Below are 11,494 nucleotides of genomic sequence, written 5' to 3'. Positions count from 1 at the left end.
CGCCCATCCAGCGGGACAGCGCCGCGTGACATCATCGGCGGCGCCATGTCTGAGCACACCTTCGCCACCCTGGTCCGCCAGTGGTACGCCGAACACGCCCGCGACCTGCCGTGGCGCAAGCCCGACGTGGGTCCGTGGGCGATCCTGGTCAGCGAGGTCATGCTCCAGCAGACCCCGGTGGCGCGGGTGGTGCCCGCCTGGGCGGCCTGGCTGGTCCGCTGGCCCGAGCCGGCGGACCTCGCCGCGGACACGCCGGCCGAGGCGATCCGGATGTGGGGACGGCTCGGCTACCCCCGCCGGGCGGTACGGCTGCGGGACTGCGCGGTGGCGATCGTGGAACGGCACGGCGGCCGGGTGCCCGACCGGTTGGAGCAGTTGCTGGCCTTGCCGGGCGTCGGGACGTACACCGCGCGGGCGGTGGCCGCGTTCGCGTACGGGCAGCGGCACCCGGTGGTGGACACCAACGTGCGCCGGGTGGTCTGCCGGGCGGTGGCCGGTGAACCGGACGCCGGCCCGGCGACCCGCCCCGCCGACCTGGTCGCCACCGAGGCACTGCTCCCCGTCGAGCCGGCCGCCGCCGCGCTGACCAGCGCGGCCATCATGGAATTGGGGGCGCTCGTCTGCACCGCCCGGTCACCCCGCTGCGGGACCTGCCCGGTGGAGTCGATCTGCGCCTGGCGGGCGTCCGGTCAGGCGGTCCCCGCCGGGCCGACCCGCCGCCCCCAGCGGTACGCGGGCACCGACCGCCAGGTACGCGGGCTGCTGCTCGGCGTGCTCCGGGAGGCGACCGGCCCGGTTCCACACCAGCGTCTCGACCAGGTCTGGGCCGACGACGTCCAGCGGTCCCGGGCACTCTCCGGGCTGATACAGGACGGCCTGGTGGAGCCGGTCGGCGGGTCCTCGTTCCGGCTCGTCGGCGACGGCCCACCAGTCCCGGTCCTGCCCTGACGTGGTGCGGGCATCGCGGGCCCCGGACGCCGGGTACGGCGTCGACGGGCCGCGGCCACGGCTTCGACGGGACCGGGCCGGCTGGCCGTGGCCACCCCAGACCGCTACGGCGGCCAGCGCGCTGGTCAGCGGCACCCAAAAGGGCGACGGCCCGGTGGCGGTGTGCCACCGGGCCGTCGCCCGTGTCGTGCTGTTCCTTACTCGTCCGCGCCCGCGGTGGCGGCGCCACCGAGGTCGGCCGGGACGGCGTCCGGCACGTTGACCGGCTTTTCGGCGCCCCGGAAGACGAGCTTGGACTTGTCGATGTTGTTCGGGTCGCCCTCGCAGTCCACCACCACGATCTGACCCGGGGTCAGCTCGTTGAAGAGGATCCGCTCGGAGAGGTTGTCCTCGATGTCGCGCTGGATCGTGCGACGCAGCGGCCGCGCACCGAGCACCGGGTCGAAGCCCTTGGTCGCCAGGTACTTCTTGGCGTTCTCGGTGAGCTCCAGGCCCATGTCCTTGTTCCGCAGCTGGGTCTCGATGCGGGAGATCATGATGTCGACGATCGACAGGATCTCCTGCTGGCGCAGCTGGTGGAAGACGATGGTGTCGTCGATCCGGTTCAGGAACTCAGGCCGGAAGTGCTGCTTGAGCTCGTCGTTGACCTTCTGCTTCATCCGGTCGTAGTTGGACTCCGAGTCCTCCGACGCCTGGAAGCCGAGCGAGACCGCCTTGGCCACGTCCCGCGTGCCCAGGTTGGTGGTCAGGATGATGACCGTGTTCTTGAAGTCCACGATCCGGCCCTGACCGTCGGTGAGCCGACCGTCCTCCAGGATCTGGAGCAGCGTGTTGAACACGTCCGGGTGGGCCTTCTCGATCTCGTCGAAGAGGACCACCGAGAACGGCCGACGCCGCACCTTCTCGGTCAGCTGCCCGCCCTCGTCGTAGCCGACGTAGCCGGGAGGGGCACCCACCAGCCGGGAGACCGTGTACCGGTCGTGGAACTCGGACATGTCCAGCTGGATGAGGGCGTCCTCACTGCCGAACAGGAACTCGGCCAGCGCCTTGGACAGCTCGGTCTTACCCACGCCGGACGGACCGGCGAAGATGAACGAGCCGGAGGGGCGCTTCGGGTCCTTCAGGCCGGCGCGGGTACGCCGGATCGCCTTCGAGACCGCCTTGACCGCATCCTCCTGGCCGATGACGCGCTTGTGCAGCTCGTCCTCCATGCGCAGCAGGCGCGAGGTCTCCTCCTCGGTCAGCTTGTAGACCGGGATGCCGGTCCAGTTGCCGAGCACCTCGGCGATCTGCTCGTCGTCCACCTCGCTGACGACGTCCAGGTCACCGGCCTTCCACTCCTTCTCCCGCTGCGCCTTCTGGCCGAGGAGCTGCTTCTCCTTGTCGCGCAGCTGGGCGGCGCGCTCGAAGTCCTGCGCGTCGATCGCGGACTCCTTGTCGCGACGCACCTGGGCGATGCGCTCGTCGAAGTCACGCAGGTCTGGCGGCGCGGTCATCCGGCGGATCCGCATCCGGGCACCGGCCTCGTCGATCAGGTCGATCGCCTTGTCCGGCAGGAAGCGGTCCGAGATGTACCGGTCGGCCAGCGTCGCGGCAGCCACCAGAGCGGCGTCCGTGATCGAGACCCGGTGGTGCGCCTCGTAGCGGTCCCGCAGCCCCTTGAGGATCTCGATGGTGTGCGCCAGGGACGGCTCACCCACCTGGATCGGCTGGAAGCGGCGCTCCAGAGCGGCGTCCTTCTCCAGGTGCTTGCGGTACTCGTCGAGGGTGGTCGCGCCGATGGTCTGCAGCTCGCCACGAGCCAGCATCGGCTTGAGGATGCTCGCCGCGTCGATCGCGCCCTCGGCGGCACCCGCGCCGACCAGGGTGTGGATCTCGTCGATGAACAGGATGATGTCGCCCCGGGTGCGGATCTCCTTGAGCACCTTCTTGAGGCGCTCCTCGAAGTCACCGCGGTAGCGGGAACCGGCGACCAGCGCACCGAGGTCGAGGGTGTAGAGCTGCTTGTCCTTCAGCGTCTCGGGCACCTCGCCCTTGATGATCTTCTGGGACAGCCCCTCCACCACGGCGGTCTTGCCGACGCCGGGCTCACCGATCAGGACCGGGTTGTTCTTGGTGCGCCGGGACAGCACCTGCATGACCCGCTCGATTTCCTTCTCGCGCCCGATGACCGGGTCGAGCTTGCCCTCGCGGGCGGCCTGGGTCAGGTTCCGGCCGAACTGGTCCAGCACGAGGCTGGTGGACGGCGCGGCCTCGCCCGGCGCGGCGCCCGCCGCGGCCGGCTCCTTGCCCTGGTAGCCGGAGAGCAGCTGGATCACCTGCTGGCGGACCCGGTTGAGGTCGGCGCCGAGCTTGACCAGCACCTGGGCGGCGACGCCCTCACCCTCGCGGATCAGACCGAGCAGGATGTGCTCCGTACCGATGTAGTTGTGGCCGAGCTGCAGCGCCTCACGCAGCGACAGCTCCAGCACCTTCTTGGCCCGCGGCGTGAACGGGATGTGCCCGCTCGGCGCCTGCTGGCCCTGGCCGATGATCTCCTCGACCTGCTGCCGCACACCCTCCAGGGAGATGCCGAGGCTCTCCAGAGCCTTGGCCGCGACGCCCTCACCCTCGTGGATGAGGCCCAGCAGGATGTGCTCCGTACCGATGTAGTTGTGGTTGAGCATCCGGGCCTCTTCCTGGGCCAGGACGACAACCCGTCGCGCTCGGTCGGTGAACCGCTCGAACATGCCCTCGTGCTCCTCACGTGCCGTGCGCACTCAATCTTGATGGTCAAGAAGTCGTGGCGGGGCCGGTGCACGGACGTCCGGGACGGGCGTCCGTGCCTCCTTACTCTATCGCCGCGGACCGACTCCGCTGAGGTCGTGTGTCCCCGTTAGCGGCCGTGTACGCGTCGTTTTACACAACCGTCCGCGCTCAGGAGGTGTTCCGGTGCCTCCGCCTGTACGCGCAGAGCGAAATTCGGCCGCCTCCCGAACACCGTCCGCCGGGCGGGACAGGGCCGACACGACCCGGATCCGGGTCGCCCAAGACTCGTCCACAGGCTGTGGACAGAATCTCCACCGGCTGTGGACAACGTCGACCCGGCGGGCTTTCTTCCCACCGGCGGCTGCGGATACGGCGACGCCGGCCCGGGGCGGTGCTCCGGGCCGGCGTCGGTGCCGCCTGTCAGTGCTCGGGTCAGTGACCGGCCTTGGAGTGGTACTCCTCGACGATCTCCTGGGGGATCCGGCCCCGGTCGGAGATGTCCTTGCCGGCCTTCTTGGCCCACGCGCGGATCGCCTTGTTCTGCTCCCGGTCGGCGGTGGCGCCACCCCGTCCGCGGGCGGCCCGGCCGCCGACCACCACCCCGCCCCGGCCGACCTTGGTGCCGGCCGCGACGTACGGAGCGAATACGTCACGCAATTTCTCGGCGTTCGTACTCGAGAGGTCGATCTCGTACTGAACGCCGTCGAGGGCGAACTTGACGGTCTCGTCAGCGTCCCCGCCGTCCAGGTCATCGACCAGCTTGTGAATGATCTGCTTGGCCACGTCCCACATTCCTTTCGAGCAGGGTACTCCTGCAAACTCAGAGCACAATAACCCGCGCGATGCTTGTCGCGTCAATAGGATGCGGTAAAGAGCCCGGTGGCGAGTACGACCGACTACTCCGGGCGCACCAGCGGGAAGAGGATGGTTTCCCGAATTCCCAGGCCGGTCAGCGCCATCAACAGCCGGTCGATTCCCATTCCCATACCCCCGGCGGGTGGCATTCCGTACTCCATCGCCCGGAGAAAGTCCTCGTCCAGCCGCATGGCCTCGTCGTCGCCGCGGGCGGCCAGCTGCGCCTGGGCCATTAGCCGCTCCCGCTGCACCACCGGGTCCACCAGCTCGGAGTACGCGGTGCCCAGCTCGAAGCCGAGCACGTAGAGGTCCCACTTCTCGGCCAGCCCCGGCTCGCTGCGGTGCGCCCTGGTCAGCGGGCTGGTCTCCTCCGGGTAGTCGCGCACGAAGGTGGGCGCCTCCAGGCCGGGTACGACCAGTTCCTCGAACAGTTCCTCGGCCAGCTTGCCCGGCCCCCACTTCGGGTCGACCGCCAATCCGACCTTGTCGGCGTACTCCACCAGGTGGGCCCGCTCGGTGCGGACCGTGACTTCCTCCCCGAGCGCCTCGGAAAGCGCCCCGAACAGGGTCACCGAACGCCACTCGCCGCCCAGGTCGAACTCCCGGCCGTCGGCGTGGGTCACCACGGTCGAGCCGGCGACCGCGACGGCCGCCTGCTGCACGAGATTACGGGTCAGCTCGGCCATGGTGTCGTAGTCGCCGTACGCCTGGTAAGTTTCCAGCATCGCGAACTCCGGCGAGTGCGAAGAGTCGACTCCCTCATTACGGAAGTTGCGGTTGATCTCGAAGACCCGGTCGACGCCACCGACCACGGCACGCTTGAGAAACAGTTCCGGCGCGATTCGCAGATACAGATCCGTGCTCAACGCGTTGCTGTGGGTCACGAACGGTCGGGCCGCCGCGCCGCCGTGCAGCAACTGCAACATCGGGGTCTCCACCTCGATGAAACCCCAGTCGTGCAGCGAGTCGCGCAGGCTGCGCACGGTCGCGGCCCGGGTACGCACCATCTGGCGCGCCTGCGGCCGGACGATCAGGTCGACGTAGCGCTGCCGGACCCGGGCCTCCTCGGAGAGCGGCTTGTGGGCCACCGGCAGCGGACGCAGCGCCTTGGCGGTGACCGCCCACTGCTCGACCAGCACGGACAGTTCGCCCCGCCGGCTGGTGATCACCTCGCCGGTGACCCCGACGTGGTCGCCGAGATCCACCAGGCGCTTCCAGTCCTCCAGCCGCTCGGCACCGACCCGGTCGAGCGAGAACATCGCCTGCAACTCGGTGCCGTCGCCGTCACGCAGGGTGGCGAAGCAGAGCTTGCCGGTGTTGCGGACGAAGATCACCCGCCCGGTGACCGAGACCCGGTCCCCGGTGGCGGTGTCGGTGGGCAGGTCGGCGTACCGCTGGCGGACCTCGGCCAGGGTGCGGGTGCGCGGGTAGCCGACCGGGTACGGCTCGACGCCCTCGGCGAGCATCCGGTCCCGCTTCTCCCGGCGGACCTTCATCTGCTCTGGAAGGTCGTCGGCGGGGTCGACTGGCACGGGAGTCTGCTCGGTCACGGCACGCTTCCTCAGAGGGAGTTGTCGGGCGGGGGTTCAGGCACCGAGCGTACTCAAGGGCCCAGGTGGTCGTTAGCGGATAACCTGCCCGTCATGGTCGAGCACACACCGGCGCTCTCGTTCGGTACGGCCGCGGCCGACTACGACCGGTTCCGGCCGCGTTATCCGGAACCGGCGGTGCGCTGGGCGCTCGACGGGGTGGCCGGCGGCGCTACCCGGGCCCGGATCGTCGACCTCGGCGCCGGCACCGGCATCCTGACCCGTGCCGTGCTGGCCCTCGGCCACGAGGTCGTGCCGGTGGAGCCGGATCCGGGCATGCGCGCTTCAGCTCGCCGCCGCCACCCCCGGCGTGACCGCCCTGGCCGGCAGCGCCGAGGCGATGCCGCTGCCGGACGGCACGGCCGACGCGGTACTGGTCGGGCAGGCCTACCACTGGTTCGACCGGGATCGGGCGCACGCCGAGATCGCGCGGGTACTCCGGCCGGGTGGGACCTTCGCGCCGATCTGGAACATTCGGGACGAGAGTGTCGGATGGGTGGCGGAGCTGGGCCGGGTGGCCCACATCGGGGACAATGCCGGCGACGTGATCGAGAAATGCCGGACCTTCGGCCCCACCTTCGGGGCGGTGGAGCTGGGCGAGTTCCCGCACCAGACCAGGCTCACGCCGGAGGAGGTGGCCGCCATGCTGTACACCCGCTCTCACTACCTGACCGCGGGGCCCGAACGACGGGCGCGGATCGACCGGGAGCTGGTCGGTCTCTTCGCCACCCACGCCGACCTGGCCGGGCGGGAGACCGTCGACCTGCCGTACCGCACGCTGGTCTTCCGGGCCCGGCGGAGCTGAGCCGCCGGCGGCGGCCGACCCCGACGGCGGCCGGTCAGACGTTGCGCTCGTAGACCATCCGCAGGCCGATCAGCGTGATCATCGGCTCGTGGTGGGTGATCGTCCGACACTCGTTGATCACCAGGGAGGCCAGGCCGCCGGTGGCGATCACCGCCTTCACCTCACCCAGCTCCTCGGCCATCCGCTCGACGATCCGGTCCACCTGGCCGGCGAAGCCGAAGTAGAGGCCCGACTGGAGGCACTCGACGGTGTTCTTGCCGATTACTGACCGGGGCCGGGTCGCCTCGACCTTGCGCAACTGGGCCGCGCGGGCGGCGAGCGCGTCGAAGGAGATCTCGATGCCCGGGGCGAAGGCACCACCGAGGAACTCCCCCCGACCGCTGATCACGTCGAAGTTGGTGGTGGTGCCGAAATCGACCACGATCGACGGCCCGCCGTAGAGGGTGTACGCCGCGAGGGTGTTGACCACCCGGTCGGCACCGACCTCCTTGGGGTTGTCGATGGCGAGCTGCACCCCGGTGCGGACCCCGGGCTCGACGATCACGCTGGGCAGCTCGCCGTAGTAGCGGGCGAGCATGGTGCGCAGCGAGCGCAGTGCGGCCGGCACCGTGGAACAGGCGGCCACGCCGGTGATCTCGACGGCGTCCCCGGCGAGCAGGCCGCGGAACATCAGGCCGAGCTCGTCGGCCGTCGAGCGCGCATCGGTCTTGATCCGCCAGGAGTGCACCAGCTTGTCGCCGTCGAAGGTCGCCAGCACGGTGTTGGTGTTTCCAATGTCGATGCAGAGCAGCACGCACGCAGCCTAGACAACGGCGGGAATTCACTCCGTGCGCAGGTCCAGGGCGATGTCGAGGATCGGCGACGAGTGGGTCAGCGCGCCGACGGACAGAAAGTCGACGCCGGTCGCCGCATACCGGGCCGCCACGTCCAGGGTCAGCCCGCCGGTCGCCTCCAGCTCGGCGCGGTCCCCCACCGCCGCCACCACCGCGGTCAGCGTCTCCGGGGTCATGTTGTCCAGCAGCAGGAAGTCCGCGCCGGCCTCGACGGCCTCCACCGCCTCGGCGAGGGTGTCCACCTCCACCTGCACCGGCACGTCCGGGAACGCCTCCCGGACCCGCCGGTAGGCGGCGCTGACGCCACCGGCCGCCAGCTTGTGGTTGTCCTTGATCATCGCGACGTCGTGCAGGCCCATCCGCTTGTTGGTGCCGCCACCGGCGCGGACCGCGTACTTCTCCAGGGCGCGCAGGCCGGGGGTGGTCTTGCGGGTGTCGAGCACCAACGCCTTGGTGCCGGCCAGCGCGTCGGCCCAGGCCCGGGTGTGGGTGGCCACCCCGGACATCCGGCAGAGCAGGTTCAGCGCGGTGCGCTCGGCGGTGAGCAGCAGCCGGGTCGGCCCGGTCACCGTGGCCAGCACGTCGCCGCGGGCGACGCGCGCGCCGTCGTGGGCCACCAACGACACCTCGACCGTACGACCTGCGCCGGTCACCTCGCCGACCAGCTCGAAGACCGCGGCGGCGACGGCCAGCCCGGCCACCACACCGTCGGCGCGGGCCACCAGGTCGGCCGTGTCGGTCTGCCCGGCGGGGATGGTGGCGACGCTGGTGACGTCGAGGAACCCGGGACCCAGGTCCTCGGTGAGCGCATCCTCGATCACCCGCCGCACCTGCGCCGGGTCCAGGCCGGCATCCCGCACCATCCGCTCCGTCGACTCCGTCATCGCGACTCCTCCCACCGGGACGTCAACCGGCCCTGCGCCCCGACCGCGCCGACCAGGTGGCCCAGCCACCGATCGTCGGCCGTCGGGAAGTCCTCCCGCCAGTGGCAGCCCCGGGTCTCCCGGCGGGCGTACGCGGCGGCGACCAGGCTCGACGCCACGGTGATCAGGTTCGTCGCCTCCCAGTCGGCGGTGCGCGGCCTGCCCCGCCCGGTGCCCAGCCCGAGGAGGGCGCCGGCGGTCTCGGCGAGGGTCGCCGCCGACCGGAGCACGCCGGCGCCCCGGGTCATCGCCCGCTGCATGGCCGGCGTCCCCTCCGCCGGGACCACCCAGCCCTCGCCGCCGCGCCAGGCTCCGGCCGGCGCCGGCTGGGCCTGCTCGGGCAGCCCGGTGGCGAGGTCCTCGGCGATCCGCCGGGAGAAGACCAACCCCTCCAGCAGCGAGTTGCTGGCCAGCCGGTTCGCCCCGTGCACGCCGGTGCAGGCGACCTCCCCGCAGGCGTACAGGCCGGGAATGGAGGTGCGGCCACGCAGGTCGGTGCGGACCCCGCCGGAGGCGTAGTGGGCGGCCGGGGCGACCGGGATCAGGCCGGTCGCCGGGTCGACCCCGATGGCCAGGCAGGAGGCGACGATGGTCGGGAAGCGCCGGGCGAGGAACTCGGCGCCCAGGTGCCGCGCGTCGAGGTAGACGTGGTCCGCGCCGGTGGCCAGCAGCACCCGGTGGATCCCCTTGGCCACCACGTCGCGGGGGGCCAGCTCGGCCAGCTCGTGCTGGCCGACCATGAACCGCTTGCCGTCCGCGTCGACCAGGTGGGCCCCCTCGCCCCGCAGCGCCTCGGAGACCAGCGGTTGCTGGGCGTGGCCGGTGCCGGGCACGCCGGCCCCGGGCGGGGTGATCAGCGCGGTCGGGTGGAACTGGACGAACTCCACGTCGGTAACCGCCGCGCCGGCCCGCATCGCCAGCGCCACCCCGTCCCCGGTCGACACCGCGGGGTTGGTGGTGGCCGAGAAGATCTGCCCCATCCCGCCGGTGGCCAGCACCACCGCCCGGGCCAGGATGGCGCCCACGCCGTCCTCGCTGCCCTCGCCGAGCACGTGCAGGGTGATCCCGCAGGCCGGGCCGAGCCCGTCGGGGCCGTCACCCGGCGCCCGCAGCAGGTCCAGCACCAGGGCGTGCTCGACCAGCCGGATCCACGGGTCGCGGCGGACCGCCATGTGCAGCGCCCGTTGCACCTCCGCGCCGGTGGCGTCGCCGCCGGCGTGCACGATCCGGTCGGCCCGGTGCCCGCCCTCCCGGGTGAGCATCAGCGAGCCGTCCGGGTTGCGGTCGAACTCGGCGCCGATCCGCATCAGTTCGCGCAGCCGGGTCGGCCCCTCCTCGACCAGCACCCGCACCGCCGCCGGGTCACAGAGCCCGACTCCGGCGATCTCGGTGTCCGACGCGTGGGCGGCCGGGGTGTCGTGCGGGTCGAGCACGGCGGCGATCCCGCCCTGCGCCCAGCGGGTCGAGCCGTCGTCGATGTTGACCTTGGTGACGACCGTGACGTGCAGCCCAGCCTCGCGCAGGTGCAGCGCGGCGGTGAGCCCGGCGACCCCGGAACCGACGACGATCACGTCGGTGGTCTCCACCCAGCCGGGCGCGGGGGCGGCCAGCAGGCGGGGCAGGGTCGGCAGGTCGACGGTCGGCAGGTCCATGCTCACAGTCAACCCGAAGGCGCCTCGCGAGGGGCGGCGGGGGCGCGACGAGTGGTTTCCGCTACCTGGTCCGCACCGGCAGTCCGGCGGTGCCGGCCCCCTTCAGCGAGCCGGTCACCGTCCGGTCACTGAGCCAGAGGTAGCAGCGCACTCCCCGGTCCCCAACGCGCCACCGCCCCGCGCCGGGCGGGCGGACCACCACCCCGCTGCGGAAGCGCAGGTCCGCGTCGTCCGGTACGCCGACGTAGCGGCCCAGCACGGAACGGCAGCCGGCGTAGAGCGGGGCCCAGTCGGCGTCCCGGGTCGGGTACGGGCGGTCCGGCGCCTGCCACACCCCGACGAACTCCGCGTCGTGGCGGGTGCCGCAGTCGACCGGCAGCAGCGTCTGGACGCCGCCGCCCCGCCCCGACCGGGTCTGCTGGCAGCCGAGGCGCAGCGGGGACGGCGCCCGGAGCGCGTCGCGGAGGCTGCCGGTGCGGGTGACCACGGTGGCCGCCGCCTCGACCGTGCTCACCTCGCTGAGATCACAGCGGTACCAGCGGGCGCCCGCCGCCCATCCCGCCCCGGACGGGAGCGCCACCGCCAGGCGGAGCCGGCCGGCCCGCCAGTCGTCCCCGACGTACCCGGTGGCCCGGGTGTCGCAGTCGGCGAAGGCGCCACGCAACTCCGCCGAGCCGGCGGCCGGTGGCGCGACCCGCTCGGCCGGGAAGGCCCCGACGTGCACCGTCTCCACCCGGTGCGGCGCGGCACAGTCCACCGGCTGGTACTCGGCCAGCGTCACCACGTCGGTGAAGTCCGCGGCCTGGCAGACCCCGGCGGCCGGGGTGAACGGGCCGGCCGGGGGCGGGGCGGCCCAGTCGTCGACCAGGTCGCCGTCGGTCCCGCCGGGGTCGGCGCAGCCGGCCAGGAGCGCTCCCACGGCCACCGCCGCGACCACGACCCTCGTCGCACGGCGCATGACGCGCCCTCCCCCACCCAGCGACCGCCCTCACGACGGTCCGCCAAGGGTAACCAGAAATGACCACCCGGTAACAGACCGCGCACCCGCCCCAACCGTCCGCGATCCTGCGCCTCGCGCCCAGGCAAAAGCCCCATGCCTGAGCGATCCGGGCGCGGGCGCAGGACCGGCGAAGGAGGGGAG

The 11,494-nt window shown here is 72.0% G+C and carries 9 protein-coding genes; 2 read left to right on the top strand and 7 right to left on the bottom strand.

Annotated elements, in window-relative coordinates; genetic code table 11:
* Positions 1-45: 45 nt before the first annotated feature.
* Positions 46-948, top strand: a complete 903-nt coding sequence (locus tag C1I99_RS22900) for an iron-sulfur binding domain-containing protein (protein ID WP_111136275.1) — start codon at positions 46-48, stop codon at positions 946-948.
* Between the two features lie 197 nt (positions 949-1,145).
* On the opposite strand, the gene C1I99_RS22895 is transcribed toward C1I99_RS22900, so the two are convergent.
* The 3 genes from C1I99_RS22895 to lysS form a co-directional block, all read right to left on the bottom strand.
* On the bottom strand, positions 1,146-3,677 hold the full coding sequence (locus C1I99_RS22895) for an ATP-dependent Clp protease ATP-binding subunit (RefSeq protein ID WP_111136274.1): 2,532 nt from the start codon (positions 3,675-3,677) through the stop codon (positions 1,146-1,148).
* 451 nt (positions 3,678-4,128) lie between these two features.
* The gene (locus C1I99_RS22890) at positions 4,129-4,479 is read right to left on the bottom strand and encodes a histone-like nucleoid-structuring protein Lsr2 (RefSeq protein ID WP_325049231.1); all 351 of its coding nucleotides are present in this window, start codon (positions 4,477-4,479) and stop codon (positions 4,129-4,131) included.
* A 113-nt stretch (positions 4,480-4,592) separates the two neighbouring features.
* Positions 4,593-6,101 (bottom strand): lysine--tRNA ligase, encoded by a 1,509-nt coding sequence (gene lysS / locus C1I99_RS22885; protein ID WP_111136272.1) that lies wholly within the window; start codon positions 6,099-6,101, stop codon positions 4,593-4,595.
* A 349-nt stretch (positions 6,102-6,450) separates the two neighbouring features.
* Between lysS and C1I99_RS22880 the strand changes: the two genes are divergently transcribed.
* Complete coding sequence (locus tag C1I99_RS22880; RefSeq protein ID WP_233512660.1) at positions 6,451-6,945, top strand: class I SAM-dependent methyltransferase; 495 nt, start codon at positions 6,451-6,453, stop codon at positions 6,943-6,945.
* 34 nt (positions 6,946-6,979) lie between these two features.
* Here C1I99_RS22880 and C1I99_RS22875 read toward each other — a convergent pair whose 3' ends face one another.
* The 4 genes from C1I99_RS22875 to C1I99_RS22860 form a co-directional block, all read right to left on the bottom strand.
* Positions 6,980-7,738, bottom strand: coding sequence for a type III pantothenate kinase (locus tag C1I99_RS22875; protein ID WP_111136271.1), 759 nt, complete (start codon positions 7,736-7,738; stop codon positions 6,980-6,982).
* 27 nt (positions 7,739-7,765) lie between these two features.
* Entirely contained in the window at positions 7,766-8,662 is an 897-nt protein-coding gene (gene nadC / locus C1I99_RS22870; protein ID WP_111136270.1) for a carboxylating nicotinate-nucleotide diphosphorylase, read from the bottom strand.
* Positions 8,659-10,353, bottom strand: a complete 1,695-nt coding sequence (locus C1I99_RS22865; protein ID WP_111136269.1) for an L-aspartate oxidase — start codon at positions 10,351-10,353, stop codon at positions 8,659-8,661. Before C1I99_RS22865 ends, nadC begins: the two co-directional genes overlap by 4 nt.
* Positions 10,354-10,414: 61 nt before the next feature.
* Positions 10,415-11,311 carry a septum formation family protein gene (locus tag C1I99_RS22860; protein WP_111136268.1) on the bottom strand — a complete coding sequence of 299 codons (897 nt, stop codon included), beginning with the start codon at positions 11,309-11,311 and terminating at the stop codon, positions 10,415-10,417.
* Positions 11,312-11,494: the final 183 nt, after the last annotated feature.

It is taken from the genome of Micromonospora deserti (genome assembly GCF_003236335.1).
GTDB lineage: Bacteria > Actinomycetota > Actinomycetes > Mycobacteriales > Micromonosporaceae > Micromonospora > Micromonospora deserti.
This window is presented reverse-complemented; position numbering and strand designations above follow the sequence as displayed.

Coding starts and splice junctions, on each gene's coding strand:
- nadC (WP_111136270.1), bottom strand. CDS start 8,662: ATGACGGAGTCGACGGAGCGGATGGTGCGGGATGCCGGCCTGGACCCG.
- C1I99_RS22895 (WP_111136274.1), bottom strand. CDS start 3,677: ATGTTCGAGCGGTTCACCGACCGAGCGCGACGGGTTGTCGTCCTGGCC.
- C1I99_RS22860 (WP_111136268.1), bottom strand. CDS start 11,311: ATGCGCCGTGCGACGAGGGTCGTGGTCGCGGCGGTGGCCGTGGGAGCG.
- C1I99_RS22865 (WP_111136269.1), bottom strand. CDS start 10,353: ATGGACCTGCCGACCGTCGACCTGCCGACCCTGCCCCGCCTGCTGGCC.
- C1I99_RS22900 (WP_111136275.1), top strand. CDS start 46: ATGTCTGAGCACACCTTCGCCACCCTGGTCCGCCAGTGGTACGCCGAA.